The sequence below is a fragment of the Pseudomonas lyxosi genome, assembly GCF_047758685.1.
Taxonomy (GTDB): Bacteria; Pseudomonadota; Gammaproteobacteria; order Pseudomonadales; family Pseudomonadaceae; genus Aquipseudomonas; species Aquipseudomonas lyxosi.
Map to the genome: position 1 here is coordinate 3,239,066 of NZ_CP180481.1, position 18,723 is coordinate 3,257,788.

An 18,723-nucleotide genomic window follows, 5' to 3' on the forward strand; every position below is an offset into this window, starting at 1 on the left:
CCCGAAGTGCCCAGTAAACAGATCTCCAAACCTGCTTTGGCGGTATATATCTATAGGGGGCGCACGTGTACGGCATTGAGGCCGGTCCTCTGCTTGCCGGAACCGGGAACGCACCCTAGTCTAGCTGTAGCGATCACGTTGGATGATGATCTGGCAGTGCTAAAAAGGGACCTCATGAATCAAGCGCGGACTCTCGGAACGCCACGGTTGTTGGGCATCGTCTGGCCATTTATTGCTGTCGTGCTGTTTCAGGCGATGCTCGGTGGCGTCAGCCTGTACGTGCTGTCGGCGGTTCGTGGCTACGTTGCCGGTGAAAGCCTCTGGTCCAAGGGCCAGAAAGACGCCATCTATTACCTCAATCTCTACGCCGACAGTCACGACGAGACGATATTCAACAAATACCAGAACGCGATTGCCGTGCCTCAGGGTGGCCACGAATTGCGTATGGCGCTGGATCATCAGCCGCCGAATATCGAAGCCGCGCGCGTGGCGATCCTCAAGGGCGGCAACCACCCGGATGACATCAATAGTGTGATCTGGCTGTACCTGAATTTCCGGCACTTCAGTTACCACGAGAAAGCCATCAACCTCTGGACGGTGGGCGATGCGTATCTGGTGCAACTCGATGCCATTGCGCGGGAGATGCATCAGCGCATCACCACCCGTCAGGCCACCGATGCCGATATCAAGCGCTGGAAGGATCAGATATTCGTCATCAACGAAAGTGTGACACCGGCAGCGAAGGCCTTCAGCGATGCCTTGGGCGAAGGCTCGCGGATGATCCTGCGGTTGTTGCTGGTGACCAATCTCGCCACGGCCCTGGGTTTGATCGTCCTGGCCTTGATGCGCACGCACAAACTGCTCAAGCAGCGCCATGCCTTCGCCGACGCTCTGCAGTTGGAGAAAGACCGGGCACAAATCACTTTGCAATCGATCGGCGATGGCGTGATCACCACGAATGTCGACGGCGCGATCGCCTACATGAACCCGGCCGCCGAGGCGCTGACCCACTGGAAGGCCGAACAGGCGACGGGTTTGCCGCTGGCGGCGCTGTTCAATCTGCTGGACGAGAACGCTCAGGCCGATGGCTTCACGTTGATCGAGCACATTTTGAGCGGACAGCTGAGCGGTGGCAGCGAACACTCAAAACTGATCCAGCGCCTGGATGGCAGCACGGTTTCGGTCACCCTGGTCGGTGCGCCGATCCGCAACGCCGGCAAGGTCAGCGGTACCGTGCTGGTATTGCACGACATGACCCAGGAGCGACAGTACATTGCCAATCTGTCCTGGCAGGCGACCCATGACGCCTTGACCGGACTCGCCAACCGTCGCGAGTTCGAATATCGCCTGGAACAGGCGCTGCACAACCTGACACGGCAGTCGGGGCGCCATGCGCTGATGTTCCTCGATCTGGATCAGTTCAAACTGGTCAACGATACCTGCGGCCATGCGGCGGGTGACGAGTTACTGCGGCATATCTGCGCTCTGTTGCAATCCGGTTTGCGCGAAGGCGATACCCTGGCCCGGCTGGGGGGCGACGAGTTTGGCGTCCTGCTGGAGAACTGCGCCCCGGAAGCCGCCGAAAAAATCGCCGAAGGCCTGCGTCAGACCGTGCAGAACCTGCACTTCGTCTGGAAAGGCCGACCGTTCGTGACCACTGTGAGCATCGGGCTGGTTCACGTCGCTCAGAATCCTATGACTCTCGAAGCCTCGCTACGCGCTGCCGACATGGCTTGCTACATGGCCAAGGAGAAGGGCCGCAATCGGGTTCAGGTCTATCACGCCGATGATTCGGAACTGTCCCTGCGCTTCGGCGAGATGGCTTGGGTGCAGCGCTTGCACATGGCGCTGGAAGAGGACCGCTTCTGTCTGTACGCCCAGGAAATCGCGCCGCTTGGTCATATCGAGAAGGGCGGTGGACATATTGAAATTCTGTTGCGCCTGCATGACGAAGCCGGACGCATGATTTTACCCAACAGTTTTATTCCGGCTGCCGAACGTTATGGTCTGATGACGTCCCTTGACCGCTGGGTTGTGCAGAACGTTTTCAAAGTCATTGCCCAATGTATAGCCGAACAGCGCAAAGGGCCGTTGGCCATGTGTGCGATTAATCTGTCAGGCACAACTATCGGAGATGAGGCGTTTCTGCACTTCCTGCGTGAACAGTTTGTTACTTACTCCATACCGCCTGAAATGATTTGTTTTGAAATCACTGAAACCAGTGCTATTTCCAATCTTGGAAGTGCAATCAGATTTATTAATGAACTCAAAGGTTTAGGTTGCCACTTTTCACTGGATGATTTTTGCGCCGGAATGTCCTCGTTCGCTTACTTGAAACATTTACCTGTAGACTTCTTGAAGATCGACGGGAGTTTCGTAAAGGATATGCTGGACGACCCGATTAACCGCGCCATGGTCGAAGTGATCAATCACATCGGTCATGTAATGGGTAAGCGTACGATTGCCGAGTTTGTTGAAACACCCCTGATCGAGCAGGCATTGCTGGAGATCGGGGTGGATTACGCTCAAGGGTATGTTATTGAACGCCCGCATTTGTTTACCTGCGACAGTTTACAAAGTCGTCCAGCCAGGCCTCAGCCTTTGTTATTCAAGGCGCCTGGCACGTTCCGTTGAAATCTCTTGCTGATCCTTATAATCACAATCAAAAGGAGCTCGACAGTGATCGATACATTCAATCGAACCGGACCACTCATGGAAGCTGCAAGTTATCCCGCCTGGGCTCAAAGCCTGATCCAGGATTGCAGTGAGAGCAAACGCCGGGTTGTCGAACACGAACTGTATAAGCGTCTGCGTGATAACAAACTCAGTGCAAAGACCATGCGTCAGTACCTGATTGGTGGCTGGCCGGTAGTCGAACAGTTCGCGTTATATATGGCACAGAACCTGACCAAGACTCGTTTTGCCCGCCATCCAGGTGAAGACATGGCGCGTCGCTGGCTAATGCGTAACATACGCGTCGAATTGAACCATGCCGATTACTGGGTGCACTGGAGCCGTGCTCACGGTGTCAGCCTGGAAGATTTGCAAGCGCAAAAGGTTGCCCCTGAACTTCACGCCTTGAGCCACTGGTGCTGGCACACCAGTTCGTCGGATTCGCTGATCGTTGCCATTGCCGCCACCAACTACGCCATTGAAGGTGCGACCGGGGAGTGGTCGGCGCTGGTCTGTTCCAGTGGCGTCTACGCGGCATCATTCCCCGAGGAAGATCGCAAACGGGCCATGAAGTGGTTGAAGATGCATGCCCAGTACGACGATGCCCATCCGTGGGAAGCGCTGGAAATCATCTGCACGCTGGCCGGCATGAACCCAAGCAAATCCCTGCAAGTGGAATTGCGTCACGCAGTCTGCAAGAGCTACGACTACATGTTCCTGTTCCTGGAGCGTTGCATGCAGCTTGAGCATGCGGAAAAGGCTCCTGTCGCGCGTGGACGCATGGAGCTGGCCGAGAGCTGATCGGTTGATACACGCCATTGAAAAAGCCCGCTCCCCCTGTATCGAAAGGGGGGCGGGCTTTTTCGTAATGGCAGCAAACAGTCAGGCGCTGATCTTCAGTCCGACCAGCCCGGAAATGATCAGCGCCACACTGGCAAGCCTGAACAACGCCATGGATTCACCGAACAGAATGATCCCGGCAATTACCGTCCCGACCGCACCGACACCCGTCCAGATCGCGTAGGCCGTGCCCAGCGGCAATTCCTTCATGGCAAGGCCCAGCAAGCCAAGGCTGATGGCCATGGCAGCGACGGTCAATGCGGTGGGGAGAGGGCGGCTGAAGCCATCGGTGTATTTCAGGCCGACGGCCCAGCCAACTTCGAACAGGCCGGCGAAAAACAGAATGATCCAGGACATGAGAGACCTCCATCGATTGACGGGGTCGTCCCCAGATTAATGACTCGATCGAGCCGCGAGGTCGTCCTCGCGTTGCGCAATAGAGTGCCCATCATTAACCCGAGGATCAAGTTTTCGGATCAGTCGATAGCCTGCTGAGCCTCTGTTTCCCGATCTTCTTTCTCACTCATCCGGCGGAAATACGTCGAGAGCAGCGCCCCGGAGATGTTGTGCCAGACACTGAACAACGCACTCGGCACCGCCGCCAGCGGCGAGAAGTGCGCACTGGCCAAGGCCGCACCTAACCCGGAGTTCTGCATGCCGACTTCCAGCGCCAGGGATTTGCGCTGGGCCAGTGGCAATTTGAACAGCCTCCCGGTGAAGTAACCCAGCAGATAGCCGAAGCTGTTATGCAGCATCACCACGGCCATGATCAGCAGGCCGGATTCGGCGATCTTCGCCTGGCTGGCGGCCACCACGGCTGTGACGATAATGACGATGCTCACTACCGAGATCAGCGGCAGCACGTCCACCGCGTGGCGAACCCGATCACCCAGCAGGCGCTGGGCAACCACGCCAAGCACGATCGGCAACAGCACCACTTGCAGGATCGACCAGAACAACTCCATGAACGACACCGGCAACCAGGCTGAGGCCAGCAGCCAGATCAGCGCCGGGGTCAGCAGCGGGGCGAGGAGGGTGGTGACAGCGGCGATGGCCACCGACAGCGCCAGATCGCCGCGGGCCAGCCAGGTCATCACGTTAGACGAGGTGCCACTAGGGCAGCAGCCGACCAGGATGACGCCGACAGCGATCTCCGGTGGCAAGTGGAAAGCCTGGCAAAGCAACCACGCCACACCGGGCATGATCACGAAATGCGCAACCACGCCCAGAGCCACACGCCATGGATGGCGAGCGACTTCGGCGAAGTCTTCAAGTTTGAGGGTCAGGCCCATGCCGAACATCACCAGCCCCAACAACGGCACGATCGCGCTCTTCAGGCCGATGAACCAGGTCGGTTGCAGGAACGCCACGACGGCAAAAATCAGTACCCAGTAAGCGAAGGTGTTGCCGACAAACCGACTCAATGCAGCCAGTGCGCGCATGGCCTGATCCTTATTTGAGTAACACCATAAAACCAATGTGGGAGCGAGCTTGCTCGCGAAAGCGGTCTGTCATTCAACAATGATGCTGACTGACATGACGCCTTCGCGAGCAGGCTCGCTCCCACAGTTTGAGATCACAAACTTTTAGATACCCTGCGGAGTCTCTTCGCCGCCCAACGCTTCAACCAGCGCCGGCAGGAAGTCACCGAAGGTCAGCATCATCAGGGTGAAGCTGGCGTCCAGTTGGCCGAGGGCTTCTTCGCCACCGTCCTGTTCCGCCTGGTCTTGCAGCAGGTCTTCGAACTTCAGACGCTTGACCACCATCTTGTCGTCAAGTACGAAAGACAGCTTGTCTTGCCAGGCCAGCGACAGCTGAGTGACGACTTTGCCGGTGCTCAGGTGCAGCTGGATTTCTTCGCTGGTCAGGTCCTGGCGCTTGCAACGCACGATGCCGCCGTCTTCGTGGGTATCACGCAGCTCGCACTCGTCCAGCACGAAGAAATCGTCCGCGGCTTTCTGGGTGGTGACCCATTCAGTCATGGTCGCGGTAGGGGACATCTTCACGGTCAGCGGACGTACCGGCAGCGTGCCGATGACTTCACGCAGGGTGGACAACAGGTCTTCGGCACGTTTCGGGCTGGCCGAATTGACCAGGATCAGGCCCTGTTTCGGCGCGATGGCAGCGAAAGTCGACGAACGACGAATAAAGGCGCGCGGCAGGAAGGCCTGGATGATTTCATCCTTGATCTGATCGCGTTCTTTTTTATAGACCTTGCGCATTTGTTCGGCTTCGATCTCTTCGACCTTTTCCTTCACCGCGTCACGCACGACGCTGCCCGGCAGAATGCGCTCTTCTTTACGCGCGGCGATCAGCAGGAAGTCGCCGCTGATGTGCACCAGCGGAGCATCTTCGCCCTTGCCGAATGGCGCGACGAAACCGTAGGTGGTCAACTCCTGGCTTGCACATGAACGCGCCAGTTTGGTGGCCAGTGCAGTTTCCAACGCCTCGGCATCAAAAGGCAGATCTTGGGTCAGGCGATAGATAAGCAGGTTTTTGAACCACATGGGGCGAGTCTCTCCTTTATACAAAGGGGGGCATTATTCTCTTCGCGGCGCCATAGGCCAACCCTTCTCTAAGCCTTTGGAAGGCCTGAAAAAATTAATTAAAAAAGTGCTTGCCAGAGATGTGGTCGCTCCGTAGAATGCGCGCCACACCGAAAGTGAAGGGTGATTAGCTCAGCTGGGAGAGCGTCTGCCTTACAAGCAGAATGTCGGCGGTTCGATCCCGTCATCACCCACCATTCGCTTCCAGTGTTACGCGCAGCGGTAGTTCAGTCGGTTAGAATACCGGCCTGTCACGCCGGGGGTCGCGGGTTCGAGTCCCGTCCGCTGCGCCATATTCGGTTATCTGGAACGCTGAACGCCAGGTCACCACGGAAAAGCCCGCTTAACGCGGGTTTTTTTCTGTCCAACGTTTGTAAGTTGTTCCTGCAGGTCGCGTCGTTTTATGGGTTTTCGGATTTTTTTGAAGAATTATTCAATTAAATCAACACTTTATGAAAATCTGTGGCACAATGCGCCCCGCAACGAAGGTAAAGGGTGATTAGCTCAGCTGGGAGAGCGTCTGCCTTACAAGCAGAATGTCGGCGGTTCGATCCCGTCATCACCCACCACTTACTTTCAACGCTACGCGCAGCGGTAGTTCAGTCGGTTAGAATACCGGCCTGTCACGCCGGGGGTCGCGGGTTCGAGTCCCGTCCGCTGCGCCATATTCGGTCACCTGGAACGCTGAACGCCAGGTCACCACAGAAAGCCCGCTTAATGCGGGCTTTTTGCTGTCTGGGGTTTGGCTTGTGCCGAGGCTCCACCGAGAAAGCGACCTTCGGGTCGCTTTTTTTCGTTCTGCCTTCTTATTGTTCGGCGTTGCGGCTGTGTCGGTAGTCGCTCACGGCTTCGTACACGGCTTTGCGCAACCGGTTTATGCCGCCAATGGGGCGATGAGCCGCGAGGCCAAACCACGGGTTGAACGACTGGTTATCGCATTGCACGTTCAGCGCAGGCGTATCGAAGTCCTGGGCGGGTACGTTGATCCGCGCCACGGTCTCGAACGGAGCATCGCTTTGCTGCCATTCAATGCTCGTGTCTTCGATCGGCATGTACTTGGCCGGGTCCTGGCGCTGTATCTGCAGGACGAAACAGGCCGGCATCCGGTCGGTCGACAGTTGCTGGTTCAACGCATTGCGCAGGAAGTTCGGCAACTTCTGGTTTTGCGCGGACAGGGTGTAGGTCGGGCAGCTTGCCGGATCGGGCATGACGCGGAACTTGGCATTGGCTTCGCCGAATTTGTAGGGCGAAACCGAAAAGTAAGTCGCCTGGGTCGGGCTTTCCGGGGCGGGTGAGAGTGTCGCCAGCGCGATAAACAGATGGCGAACCTGCCAGGTCCGCGGGTCCCAACCTGGAAAGAACGCCATCAGCTTTTTGCCGTCAGCCTGTGCGGCTACATTCTGACGGTACTCGGCGACATCGCTGACGAAGAAGTTCGGATGGCTGAACATCACGAAGTCCTGTTCGCCACGACTCTGTTGATCATGCAGCAGTTGTTTACCGGGCACATCGAGCAACTTGATCGCCATGCCCCGTGCATCGCGGATGCTGTCGAACTGCGGGTAGGCATTGCCGTTGGACAGCCGCATCGTTGCTTGCCAGGTTTTTCCGGGTTCGCTGAACACACCCTGACGCAGTTCGCCCGCCAGATCCGGCAGCACCTGAACCTCGGCCTTCACGCAGCCATGGGCCTTGGCATGGGCGTCGCGCAGGTAGCGGGTGCTTTCACGGTGCTGATCGACGATGCGTACGGCGGTCTGGATGATGTCTTGGGTCATCGCTGATTCGCCATCCGGAATCAGTTCTTCAGCCGAAACCGGGCCGCTGTGCTGCCACGCGAACCATGCCGTGGTCAGTGCCCAGCCGAGCAATCCAAGGCCCAGCGACCACAGCACGGTTTTGCCGAGAAAGGCGCCAAAACGCATCCAGAGTCTACTCATGGCAATTGCGCCTCTAACGGGCCACCCAACACTTTCAGATACTCCAGCAGCGCCCAGCGCTCTTCTGGTTGCAGCAGGCGGCCGATAACGCCGTCGCCACGCTTGCCTGCCCGGAATTCGTGGCCGCTGTTGTGATTGCCGGTGATGCGTGTGTCGAACAAAAATCCATTGGTGAAGGCCTCGGTGCGATAGCCCAGGTGCCTGGGGTCGTACTCGAAAGTGCCTTTGTAGAAGGTGGTTGCGCGTTCATCCTGGGGCGAGAGCAACTGATAAATGCTCGGCACCGAACCGTTATGCAGAAACGGTGCGGTCGCCCAGACTCCCGCCAATGGTCGCGCCTTGTAGGCGCGCAATTCGCGCACGCCAATCGGCAGGCCGAAGCCATCCATGTCCGGTCGTTCTGCTGTAGGAATGTTTGCTTCGCGATAGGCCCGGTTTCCGACGAAAGCGGTGATGTAGGCCAATCCTTTAGCCGATGAGAGCTTGCTCAAATCCAGCGATTCAGTGGGTGTCGGCTGCAACTGCACATCCAGTTGCGCCAGCTCTGCCGGGTCCCATTGCAAGGCTGTGAGGTCGAAGCGATGGTCGGCGATGTTATTGGCCGCGCCCGGGTCTGTACCGATGAACTCCACGGGCAGCATTTTCAGATGTTGCACCCAGCGCCCGTCGCTCTGGACCGATCGAGGTACATGGCAGCCGGCGCAGTTCTCGGTGAATAATTCGCGACCTTTTGCGGCCTGGGTTTTGTCGATGGCGCCCAGCAGTTCTTCCGGCCAGGCCGGTGGTTTGAGCCGTTGCAGGGTTTGTTCGATCAGGTGCAGATCGCGCAAGCGGACACTGGACGGATAACGAGCGTCACCTTTGAGCGGTTGGCCGTTAGCGTCGAAGAAATTCAGCGTGGCGCCCACACCCAAGGCCTCGCCAATGTTGCGGGCCATCGGTTGTTGCGCCGAACCGTTCCACTGCACCCAGTCGAAGGTCCACATGTCCCACAGTTGCGGATAGTCGACCGGAGCGTTGGCCACACGGTAGTTGGCGGGGGAAATCGCATCGCCGAAACTGGCGTTGGCAATGCGCCCGAAAGCGTCGGTGCGGCCGGGGCCTTCTTCGGTGGGATAGAGCCCGCGATGGGTGTCGTTCCAGGCCACCTTCAAGAACGTGTCGAGCGAGACTTTGACGTCTTTGCGCAGTTGTTGATGCCGGGCATCGTAGTCCTGGTCCAACACGTTGCGTGCGAAGCGTTCGAATTTCCACGGGTTGTAGTAAGTCGACGTCAGGCTCGCTACCAGCGCTTGTCCGAAACTGCCGCCGCGCAACGTAGGAACGCTGGATGGCAGAACGTGCTGCGCCGAACCGCCATCAATGCGCACGGCCTGGCCGTTAAAGCGCAGTTCGCCGGTGTGGCAGGCGGCGCAGGTGATGTCCAGAAACTCATCCTGGCTTCCAGGGTTCTGATGACGGGCAAAACCCACGGGCAGATTGCCGGGGTTGTTCGGCGTGGGTCTTTGGCTGGGGTCGATCAGAAAACCGAAGCGGGCGAGGTATTCGGGAACGGCGAATCGCTGTTGCGAGAACGGTAATTCGAGGGCCTTGAACCAGTCATAGCGCAAGCCTTTGACCTGAGTACCCTGGGGCGTGAAGTAGTAAATTTCGCGGTCGCTGGCGCTCCATTGCTCCAGGTAATGCACCTGCTGCACGGGTGACCAGGCCGGTAGCTTCGGATTGGCGACGTAATACAGAACCACGGCGAGGCCCAGCCCCAGCAGCACTGCGAACAGAACCAGCAAGCGAAAGAAGAGGCGCAAGATAAACATCCATGTCGATTTGAAGCTTCCTTATGCCTCAGCACCTGGGATGCGGCAAGTGGCCATTACGCCAGATGCTGGGGTTCTGCTATCGGTCTTTGTGGGCGCAAGATGACAGAAGCTTCATCAGCCCATTCCCGAAATGCGTTAAAACACCTGAACTTATCAGAAGTTTCCTGCTCTCATGCCGGTAGCCATTGGTCGTGGCCGCCTGATAAGCTCGCGGCTTTATTCGATTGCCCTTTAGGCGCATGAACAAGGAAATAGCATGAAACAGCATCGGTTGGCGGCGGCGGTGGCCCTGGTTAGCCTGGTACTTGCGGGTTGTGATTCGCAGACCAGCGTAGAGCTGAAAACCCCGGCGCAAAAAGCTTCCTACGGGATTGGCCTGAACATGGGCAAGAGCCTGGCTCAGGAAGGTATGGATGATCTGGACTCCAAAGCCGTAGCCCAAGGCATCGAAGATGCCGTCGGCAAGAAAGAACAGAAGCTGAAGGATGACGAACTGGTCGAAGCCTTCGCAGCGCTGCAAAAGCGTGCTGAAGAGCGTATGGCCAAAATGAGCGAAGAGTCGGCAGCTGCCGGCAAGAAATTCCTCGAAGACAACGCCAAGAAAGCCGGTGTAACCACCACTGCTTCGGGCCTGCAGTATGAAGTGGTCAAGAAAGCCGAGGGCGCACAGCCTAAGCCGACCGACGTAGTGACCGTTCACTACACCGGCACCCTGACCAACGGCACCGTTTTCGACAGTTCCGTCGAGCGTGGCAGCCCGATCGATCTGCCGGTCAGCGGTGTGATTCCGGGTTGGGTCGAAGGCCTGCAACTGATGCACGTTGGCGAGAAGTACAAACTGTACATCCCTAGCGAGCTGGCTTACGGCGCCCAAAGCCCAAGCCCGGCGATTCCAGCCAACTCGGTGCTGGTATTCGACCTGGAGCTGCTGGCAATCAAGGATCCAGCAAAACAAGACGCTCCTGCCAAGTAATCAGCGTCTGCTCTAAAAACAACGCCTCGCTTAATGCGGGGCGTTGTTGCATCTGGCGTTCAGCAAAGGTAAACAAAGCGAACGGATGCTGTAGGGTGGAGTCATAGCCATTGAGGACGCCTGTGCTAGCCGCGCCAGAGCGCCAAGTCAATGAAATCTTGGGTTTTTTTATGTGAGTAAAAAACGCCCGATCTGAGTTGGGCCCTTATGAAACGGGGCTTTCAGCCGTGAAATGCAGCTCTGTTCACAAGGTTATCCACAATTTGTGTGGATAACATTTCAGTGGGAGGAATGATGAAAACGCCCTGGAATTTCGCTCGTTTCCTGCCTCTGGCCGGACGCCTGCTCGCGCGTGGACGTTTGCCGACCTTGCTCTTCGCGGTGGCCAGCAAAGGTGCCAGCCAGGGTAACCGGCTGGGCAAGCTCAAGGATGATCTACGCCTGTTGCAGGCACTTTGCCTGGCTTACTGGCGCGGTGAGTATCGGGCCATCAGCCCCAAGGCCCTGATATCGGTCGTGGCTGGCCTGATGTACTTCCTCAGTCCGCTGGATGCCATTCCGGACTTCATTCCGGTGTTCGGCATGCTCGATGACATCGCGGTGCTGGCCTGGCTGATGAAAGTTCTCGACGATGAACTCAACGCCTTCCGCGCCTGGCGCAAGCGTCAGTTGCCGGAAAAGCTTGCGGTGGTCGAACGCCTGCCCGATACCCCGGAACAACTTCAACTTCAGGGGCCGAAAAAAAACTGAACTGATTCAATCTCATCCATAGATTGATACCCCCGCGACCTTGGCCGCTGTTAGGATTACACTTCTAGGGAAAAGTGCCGACTCGCTAAGTGTTGTTGTCCTACGGGGTAGTCATGGATATTCAGATAATTACACGCGAAGGAGAGCCCGAGTATGCGGTTCTGCCATGGGCTCAGTATCAGGCTCTACTAAAAGCAGCAGGCATCAATGAACAACCGCCGCAGGTCGCCCCAGAGCGTCACGCGGCAACACCAGACCAGATTCTTCCGGGTCTGGATCAACTACGCAGTTTGCGCGAAGGGAAGGGCATCGCCATCGAGGCGTTGGCCCGCACGGTAGGCATCAGCCCGTCTTATCTGGCCTTGATTGAAAGTGGCGAGCGTCTACCCGACGCTGCGATTCGCCGCAGCCTGGCCTGGGAATTGACGGTGCCAGGGTGGAGGGATGAATCGTGAGCGTACGCATCAGTCGTCAACATTGGGACGGGTTGCTAGGCGAACTGGATCAGGCGCGTCGCCAGCGTCATCTTCTGACATACCGGGCGTTGCTCGAGCGTTTGCAGCTGCCCACACCGGCCATGCAAACCCTGACCGCCGCGCTTGAACATCTGGCCGCGCTGGACGCCAAAGCCGAGCAGCCATTGCGCAGTTCGCTGGTGATCAGCCAGGGCGCCAGCCGCCTGCCGCGCACCGGATTCTTTGAATGTGTCGAACGTCTGGGGCGTTTCTCCGGGCCGTCCGATGGGGTGGCCGCAGCGTCCTGGCATGCCTCGGAAGTGGTGCGGGTGTTCGAATATGAGTACCCGGAATCGGCGGAGGCCTGAGTGTTTTTAAAACTCAAGGCGCGGGCCAGCTACTGGCTGGCTCGCCGCTTGTTTCACTGGTCATGGTTTGTGCGCCAACCGCGTGGCTGGAGCTGGCTCGAAGGCCAGTTCGCACGCATGGCGAACCTGGGTGATGTTGGCGCCCAGAGCTTCTATGGCCACATCCTGACCTTTCGCGGCGTCGGCCTTGGTGCTCGCGAAGAGGGAGTGCGATTGCTGCGCCTGGCGGCGTTGGCGGGGGATGGCAAAGCGGCGTATCAAGTTGGCGTGATCAGTCTCGCCGGAACGCCGAGCAAGGCGCCGGATGCGGTTGAAGCTGCGCGGTTTTGGGGGATCGCTGCGAAGGCGGGGCATCCGCTGGCCGAGCTAAAACTGAAAGAGTTGGCGTCTCGCGGTTCCGAGGCACCGCCCTCAATCTGAGTTGAATGATCGTTCCCACGCAGAGCGTGGGAACGATCAAGATCAGCAATCACCGCTGCCCGACGAGCAATTCTTCTTCGGCTTCAGGCACCGCCAGACTATCAATCACATGCACGCTATACCCCGGCACATTCTTCGCGTGATGCTTGGCCTGCGATGCCATCTCCGCCAACTGGCTTGCATCGAGTTGTCCACAGGCCTGTGGATGTAAATGCACAACACCGATCGACAACGACAGCAACGGAAATTCCTGCCGCACACCCTGACGGTTCGGGGCAATGAAGCAGCCCGCTTCCAGGTGTTCGCTGCGATAAAAGCGTCGGCATTGGCTCTGGAAGTCATCCAGCAACTGGTTCAAGCGTTTGCGCCAGTCTTCCGGGCCGAGCACCAGCAGGAAGTCATCGCCACCGATATGGCCTACAAAGTCGCGGGAAGGGTCGACGCGATCATTCAGGCATTGCGCCAGGCATAGCAGGACTTCGTCCCCACGGCCGTAGCCGTAGATGTCGTTGAAGGGTTTGAAACTGTCGATGTCGACGTAGCAGATCACCGATTCCCGTTGCTGTTGCAGTAGCCGCGTCAGGCATTGCTGGATCGGCACGTTGCCCGGCAACAGGGTCAGCGGGTTGGCGTAACGGGCTTGCTGGATCTTCAGTTCGGTAATCAGTTTAAGTACGTCGATCACTCGGCCCAGTCCCAGGTAACCGCCGTTGAGGGTGATGATGAAGTCTTCTTCGATGCGCTGCCGTGCGCGGCTGGTGATCAGGCGACTCACTTGTTGCAACGACTGGCTCATCTCAACGGCGAGGAAGTCATCACTCATTAAACGGCTGATCGGCTTGCGGGCGAACAAGTCGGTGGCAAAAGGTTTGAGCAGTGCATCGGAGAGCGAATGCCGGTGGACGATGCCGCAGGGCTGGCCTTGCTCGTCGAGCACCGCCAGGGAGTTCAGGTTGGCCTGGCGGCGAAAGGCTTCCAGCACCGTGGCGGTCGGTGTATCGCGACCCACTGCCGGTTGGTCGTTGAGCAGGGCGCTGAGGTCGCTGACTTCATCATTCAACGCCACCACTGTGCTTTCACGTTTGGGCATCAGGGCTCGGGCATCACGAGGTGGATGTTCCTGGGGGCGGCAGAGCAGATAACCCTGAACCAGATCGACGCCCATCTCGGTCAGCACCGCGAGTTCTTCCGGCAGCTCGATACCTTCGGCGATCACTTGTGCCCGCGAGGCCTTGGCGATTTGCAGGATCGAGCCGACGAATTCGCGCTTGAGGGCGTCCTGATGAATGCCGTCGATGAAGTGTCGATCAATCTTCACGTAGTCCGGACGCAATTCGGACCACAGCCGCAAACTCGAATAGCCTGCGCCCAGATCATCCAGAGCAATGGAAAACCCCATCGCTCGATAGTGATGCAGCGCGGTTTGCAGCAGCTCGAAATCGTCGGTCGGGGTTTGTTCAGTCAGTTCGATCACCACCTGACTCGGCGGTATACCGAAGTCCTGCAGCAATTGCAGGGTGCGCCCGGGTTGGTGGGCGGCTTCGAGCAGCGATTCAGGGGAAACGTTGAGGAACAGTTTGCCGGGCAGTTGCTGCTCATTGAAACGTCGGCAGGCACTTTGACGGCAAGCGATTTCCAGCTCGCTCAAGCGGCCGGCCTGACGGGCCACGGCGAACAGTGCGAGAGGGGAGTGCAGCGGACTGTTGGAGGGGCCGCGACTAAGGGCTTCGTAACCGACAATACGTCGCTCAGAGAGGGAAATGATCGGCTGGAACAGGCTGTGCAAACCGCTTTGAGCCAGTATGGAACTCAAGGCACTCAGCTGTTCTGTGGTGGTCATGGCTTTCTCTGGCGATAAAAAAAGGACTGGGAGCACCTCTTGGATAAAGAGGGCTCCCAGTCCTTTATTTCACGACAGAATGATGACTGTTTGATGACGCTCCGGGGAGCGTCAGCATTAAATTGCCATCATCTTGCTTGTAACAACTTAGTGCTTGGCTACCGTGGTATTGAGTTTCAGGTAGTCCAACAGAATCCGCCCGGTTTCGCTCAGGTAGGCATCGTCTTCTGGTTTGGTCTTGTCTGGCTCGGCCGCGATCGCGTCTTCGTCTTCTTTCTTCAGCTCTTTGAGCGGCTCTTCACCCTTGGCCTTGCGACGGATGTTTTCCATGACCAGTTGCTTGGCTTCAATGTCGGCGTGTTGCTTACGACGATCGACTTCGTTGAGGCTGACGGTTTTTTCTTCCATCAGCTTCTGGGCCAGGGCCAACTTGTCGCGGATAAACACAAACTCGGCGTCTTTGGCCGAGCGTGCGTCATGCTCGGATTTAAGCTGCGAAATGTATGGCTTGAACGGGTCGACCGCAGGCTTGATGGCCGCGCGGATGGTGTCCCAAGGCATGGCTTCAGGCAGTGCGCTTTCGCCGATTTCCTTGGTGTCGATGATCGACGGGTAATCGATATCCGGCAGTACGCCCTGATGCTGGGTGCTCTGACCGGAAACCCGGTAGAACTTGGCCAGGGTCAGTTTCAGTTCGCCATGGTTCAGCGGCTGAATGGTCTGCACGGTGCCTTTGCCGAAGGTCTGGCCGCCGATGATCAACGCGCGGTGATAGTCCTGCATGGCGCCGGCAAAAATCTCCGAAGCCGAGGCAGACAAGCGGTTGACCAGCAACGCCATCGGCCCTTTGTAGAAGGCCCCCGGGTTTTCATCTTCCAGTACATCGACCCGGCCATCGGCATTACGCACGAGAACGGTCGGACCTTTGTCGATGAACAGACTGGTCAGCTCGGTGGCTTCCTGCAGGGAACCGCCGCCGTTGTTGCGCAGATCGATGACCACGCCGTCGACCTTGTCTTTCTGCAACTCGGTCAGCAGTTTCTTGACGTCGCGAGTGGTGCTCTTGTAGTCCGGATCGCCAGCACGGAAAGCCTTGAAGTCGAGGTAGAAGGCCGGGATCTCGATGACGCCAAGCTTGTAGTCCTTGCCGTCCTGTTTCAGGTTGAGGACCGACTTCTTCACCGCCTGGTCTTCAAGCTTCACCGCTTCGCGGGTGATCGGGACGATCTTGCTGGTCTGGTCGTTCGGCGCATTGCTGGCCGGGATCACTTCCAGACGCACCACGGTGCCTTTCGGCCCACGGATCAACTTGACCACTTCGTCCAGGCGCCAGCCGACCACGTCCACCATCTCTTTGTTGCCCTGGGCAACGCCGATGATCTTGTCGGCCGGTGCGACTTGTTTGGTCTTGTCGGCCGGGCCGGCAGGCACCAGACGTACGACTTTCACCTGGTCGTTGTCGCTCTGCAACACGGCGCCAATGCCCTCGAGGGACAGGCTCATGTTGATGTCGAAGTTTTCCGCGTTATCCGGCGACAGATAGTTGGTGTGCGGGTCGTAGGACATGGCGAAGGTGTTGATGTACGCCTGGAAGATGTCTTCCGCACGGGTCTGGTCCAGGCGCGCCAACTGGTTCTTGTAGCGCTTGGTCAGGGTTTCCTGAATCTGCTTGGAGTCCTTGCCCGCGATCTTCTGCCGCAAGACTTCGTCCTTGACGCGTTTGCGCCACAGGTCGTCGAGTTCAGTGGTGGACTTGAGCCACGGGGCGTCCTTGCGATCGATCAGCAAGGTTTCCTTGGCGGTGAAGTCGATCTTGTCGACGCCTTTGTTCAACTCGGCAAGTGCGAAGTCCAGACGCGCCTTGACGCGGTCCAGGTAGCGCTTGTAGATGGTGAACCCGGCGTTCAGGTCGCCGCTTTTGAGGAAGTCGTCAAACTGGGTTTTCCACTTGTCGAATTCGGCAATGTCGCTGGCCATGAAATAGCTGCGCGACGGGTCCAGCAGCTTGAGGTAGCTGTCATAGATGATCACGGAGCGCGCGTCATCGAGCGGCGGCTTGCTGTAGTGATGGCGCTTGAGCAACTCGACGACGTTCAGGCTGGCGATCACTTCGTCACGATCAGGCTGAAGCTTGTCCCAGCTATTGGCTGCAAACGAATTGGTCGACATCGGCAACAGACCGATACCAATGAATAGGGCTAGGGCGGTGCTGGGGAAAAAATGCTTCATGCTGATTCGACGCGGGGACAATTGATCACGCATATTAGGCCGTCTTTGAAGTCGCCGGTACCTCCAGGTTCTATACGAAAACTGCCTGCTAGATTTCGTATAGGCCCCAGGGCCGGTCGCATAATGCAAGAAAGCCCGGCGCTACAGCTACGGGCTCAGTCCAGACTCACTATGGAGGCACTGTGAAAGCATTGCAAGGCGTTGAAGGTCGAGTGGAGTGGGTTGAAGAGCCCAGTCCTACATGCGATGTAGGACAAGTTCGGATTCGAGTGGCGGCTGCGGGTCTCAATCGAGCCGATTTGTTACAGAAGGCGGGTCTTTATCCGCCACCGCCGGGAGCCAGTCAGGTACTGGGTCTTGAGTGTTCGGGGGTAATCAGCGAGGTGGGGCCGGGCTCATCCTGGCAAGTCGGGGATCGGGTTTGCGCCTTGCTGGCCGGGGGCGGGATGGCCGAGGAGGTAGTTGTCGACGGACGGCATGTGTTGCCGGTACCCGAAGGTTTGTCCCTGGCTGAGGCGGCAGCGTTGCCAGAAGTGTATGCGACCGTTTGGCTGAATTTGTTTCAACTGGCTGCGCTCAAGCCGGGTGAGAAAGTTCTGCTGCACGCCGGAGCAAGTGGTATCGGTTCAGCTGCCATTCAGCTGTGCAAGGCGTTTGGTAACCCGTGCTGGGTCAGCGTCGGTTCCGCCGAGCGTTTGGCTTACTGCGAAGCGCTGGGAGCCCAAGGAGGGGTTGTTCGCAACGGGGATCTGGACAGCTTGAGCGACCTGGGGCCGTTCGATGTGATTCTCGACCCGGTGGGCGGCAACTACGCCGCGCTGAATCTGAAACTGATGGCGCGCGATGGTCGCTGGGTGCTGATCGGCCTGATGGGCGGTCGTGAGGCGCAGCTGGATCTGGCGCAGGTACTGACCAAGCGCGTGCAACTGCTGGGTTCGACCTTGCGCAGTCGCGACGAACAGTTCAAGGCGGATCTGTTCAGCGATCTCAGCCAGCATGTCTGGCCGTTGTTTACTGAAGGACGTTTGAGTCCGCAGTTGGCCAAGACCTTTCCGATCAAGGACGCCGAAGCGGCGTTTGCGGAGTTGGCGACTAATAAGGTGTCGGGGAAATTGGTGCTGGTGATTGACGAAAGCCTGACTTGATAGATAGATCGTTCCCACGCGGAGCGTGGGAACGATCAGGCCAAGGGTTACTTCCAGAGATGGATCGGCCAGCCGGCCTTTTCGGCGTGCTCAAGCAGCACCGGATCCGGGTTTACCACGTGTGGGAAATCTACTTTCAGCAGCAACGGCAAATCATTGCGTGAGTCGGAGTAGAAACTCGCCCCTTCCAGATTTTCCTCTTCTGCATCCAGCCACTCCAGCAAACGAGTGATCTTGCCTTCGCGGTAGGTCAGCGTGCCAACGGTGTTGCCGCTATAAACCCCATGCGTCACTTCCAGTTCGATGCCGAGAATTTCGTCAATGCCCAAACGATCGGCGATTGGCCTCACCAGATGCGTACCCGATGCCGAAATCACCAATATCCGGTCACCGGCCTTGCGATGGGCCGCAATGGCTTTGGTGGCGTCACTGAAAATGATCGGCTCGATGAAGTCTTCCACCCAAGGCCCTACCAAATGGTCGACCTCTTCCGGTGTGCGCCCGATCATCGGCTCCAGACTGAAGGTCATGTACTCCTCCATCCGCAGTTTGCCGTGGCTGTAGGCGTCCATCAGTTCGTTGTTCTGACGCATGAACGACTCGGGATCGACCCAGCCCAGGCGACCCATTTGCTCGCTCCAGAGGGTGGCGCAGTCGCCGTGGATCAGGGTTTCGTCCAAATCAAAAATTGCCAGGGCCATCAGTGCGGTTCTCTCTTCAACATCAG

The 18,723-nt window shown here is 57.8% G+C and carries 16 protein-coding genes, 4 tRNA genes and 1 pseudogene; 12 read left to right on the forward strand and 9 right to left on the reverse strand.

Features of this window, described 5'->3' with window-relative positions; translation table 11 throughout:
• The first annotated feature begins 174 nt into the window (after positions 1-174).
• Entirely contained in the window at positions 175-2,634 is a 2,460-nt protein-coding gene (locus ACMXYI_RS14915; protein WP_415773755.1) for an EAL domain-containing protein, read from the forward strand.
• Between the two features lie 78 nt (positions 2,635-2,712).
• Complete coding sequence (locus tag ACMXYI_RS14920; protein WP_415773756.1) at positions 2,713-3,474, forward strand: TenA family transcriptional regulator; 762 nt, start codon at positions 2,713-2,715, stop codon at positions 3,472-3,474.
• An 81-nt stretch (positions 3,475-3,555) separates the two neighbouring features.
• Here the strand turns inward: ACMXYI_RS14920 and sugE are convergent, their stop codons facing one another.
• The 4 genes and pseudogenes from sugE to rdgC form a co-directional block, all read right to left on the reverse strand.
• Positions 3,556-3,870: a quaternary ammonium compound efflux SMR transporter SugE gene (gene sugE, locus ACMXYI_RS14925; RefSeq protein WP_008151200.1), complete on the reverse strand. Its 315-nt coding sequence runs from the start codon at positions 3,868-3,870 to the stop codon at positions 3,556-3,558.
• A 119-nt stretch (positions 3,871-3,989) separates the two neighbouring features.
• On the reverse strand, positions 3,990-4,955 hold the full coding sequence (locus ACMXYI_RS14930; protein WP_415773757.1) for a bile acid:sodium symporter family protein: 966 nt from the start codon (positions 4,953-4,955) through the stop codon (positions 3,990-3,992).
• 38 nt (positions 4,956-4,993) lie between these two features.
• Positions 4,994-5,080, reverse strand: a pseudogene (locus ACMXYI_RS14935) (metal ABC transporter ATP-binding protein); the annotation flags it as partial.
• Positions 5,081-5,099: 19 nt separating this feature from the next.
• The gene (gene rdgC, locus ACMXYI_RS14940; RefSeq protein WP_046049133.1) at positions 5,100-6,020 is read right to left on the reverse strand and encodes a recombination-associated protein RdgC; all 921 of its coding nucleotides are present in this window, start codon (positions 6,018-6,020) and stop codon (positions 5,100-5,102) included.
• 160 nt (positions 6,021-6,180) lie between these two features.
• Between rdgC and ACMXYI_RS14945 the strand changes: the two genes are divergently transcribed.
• The 4 genes from ACMXYI_RS14945 to ACMXYI_RS14960 all read left to right on the forward strand — a co-directional run bounded on the left by ACMXYI_RS14945 (position 6,181) and on the right by ACMXYI_RS14960 (position 6,724).
• Positions 6,181-6,256: transfer RNA gene (locus ACMXYI_RS14945), tRNA-Val, on the forward strand.
• 19 nt (positions 6,257-6,275) lie between these two features.
• Positions 6,276-6,352: transfer RNA gene (locus ACMXYI_RS14950), tRNA-Asp, on the forward strand.
• A gap of 200 nt (positions 6,353-6,552) precedes the next feature.
• Positions 6,553-6,628, forward strand: a tRNA-Val gene (locus ACMXYI_RS14955).
• A gap of 19 nt (positions 6,629-6,647) precedes the next feature.
• Positions 6,648-6,724: transfer RNA gene (locus ACMXYI_RS14960), tRNA-Asp, on the forward strand.
• A 141-nt stretch (positions 6,725-6,865) separates the two neighbouring features.
• Here the strand turns inward: ACMXYI_RS14960 and ACMXYI_RS14965 are convergent.
• Both ACMXYI_RS14965 and ACMXYI_RS14970 read right to left on the reverse strand, forming a co-directional pair.
• Positions 6,866-7,999, reverse strand: coding sequence for a catalase family protein (locus ACMXYI_RS14965; RefSeq protein WP_415773758.1), 1,134 nt, complete (start codon positions 7,997-7,999; stop codon positions 6,866-6,868).
• Entirely contained in the window at positions 7,996-9,804 is a 1,809-nt protein-coding gene (locus tag ACMXYI_RS14970) for a di-heme-cytochrome C peroxidase (RefSeq protein WP_415773759.1), read from the reverse strand. The genes ACMXYI_RS14965 and ACMXYI_RS14970 overlap by 4 nt, the downstream gene beginning before the upstream one ends.
• Positions 9,805-10,072: 268 nt before the next feature.
• Between ACMXYI_RS14970 and ACMXYI_RS14975 the strand changes: the two genes are divergently transcribed.
• The 5 genes from ACMXYI_RS14975 (at position 10,073) to ACMXYI_RS14995 (ending at position 12,782) form a co-directional block, all read left to right on the forward strand.
• Entirely contained in the window at positions 10,073-10,789 is a 717-nt protein-coding gene (locus tag ACMXYI_RS14975; protein ID WP_415773760.1) for an FKBP-type peptidyl-prolyl cis-trans isomerase, read from the forward strand.
• A gap of 294 nt (positions 10,790-11,083) precedes the next feature.
• A complete protein-coding gene (locus ACMXYI_RS14980; RefSeq protein WP_415773761.1) occupies positions 11,084-11,539 on the forward strand; it encodes a YkvA family protein in 456 nt (151 codons plus the stop codon).
• Between the two features lie 113 nt (positions 11,540-11,652).
• Positions 11,653-11,994, forward strand: coding sequence for a helix-turn-helix domain-containing protein (locus ACMXYI_RS14985; protein WP_033059241.1), 342 nt, complete (start codon positions 11,653-11,655; stop codon positions 11,992-11,994).
• Positions 11,991-12,362, forward strand: coding sequence for a hypothetical protein (locus ACMXYI_RS14990; RefSeq protein ID WP_003223109.1), 372 nt, complete (start codon positions 11,991-11,993; stop codon positions 12,360-12,362). Before ACMXYI_RS14985 ends, ACMXYI_RS14990 begins: the two co-directional genes overlap by 4 nt.
• Positions 12,363-12,782, forward strand: a complete 420-nt coding sequence (locus tag ACMXYI_RS14995; RefSeq protein WP_415773762.1) for a sel1 repeat family protein — start codon at positions 12,363-12,365, stop codon at positions 12,780-12,782.
• Between the two features lie 49 nt (positions 12,783-12,831).
• On the opposite strand, the gene ACMXYI_RS15000 is transcribed toward ACMXYI_RS14995, so the two are convergent.
• Together ACMXYI_RS15000 and ACMXYI_RS15005 are read right to left on the reverse strand one after the other, a co-directional pair.
• Positions 12,832-14,622, reverse strand: coding sequence for a bifunctional diguanylate cyclase/phosphodiesterase (locus ACMXYI_RS15000; RefSeq protein ID WP_415773763.1), 1,791 nt, complete (start codon positions 14,620-14,622; stop codon positions 12,832-12,834).
• Between the two features lie 147 nt (positions 14,623-14,769).
• Positions 14,770-16,851 carry a carboxy terminal-processing peptidase gene (locus ACMXYI_RS15005; protein WP_415773764.1) on the reverse strand — a complete coding sequence of 694 codons (2,082 nt, stop codon included), beginning with the start codon at positions 16,849-16,851 and terminating at the stop codon, positions 14,770-14,772.
• A 182-nt stretch (positions 16,852-17,033) separates the two neighbouring features.
• On the opposite strand from ACMXYI_RS15005, the gene ACMXYI_RS15010 reads away from it, so the two are divergent.
• Positions 17,034-17,996 (forward strand): zinc-binding dehydrogenase, encoded by a 963-nt coding sequence (locus tag ACMXYI_RS15010; RefSeq protein WP_415773765.1) that lies wholly within the window; start codon positions 17,034-17,036, stop codon positions 17,994-17,996.
• A gap of 47 nt (positions 17,997-18,043) precedes the next feature.
• Here ACMXYI_RS15010 and ACMXYI_RS15015 read toward each other — a convergent pair whose 3' ends face one another.
• Positions 18,044-18,697, reverse strand: coding sequence for an HAD family hydrolase (locus ACMXYI_RS15015; RefSeq protein ID WP_046056551.1), 654 nt, complete (start codon positions 18,695-18,697; stop codon positions 18,044-18,046).
• Between the last annotated feature and the right edge of the window lie 26 nt (positions 18,698-18,723).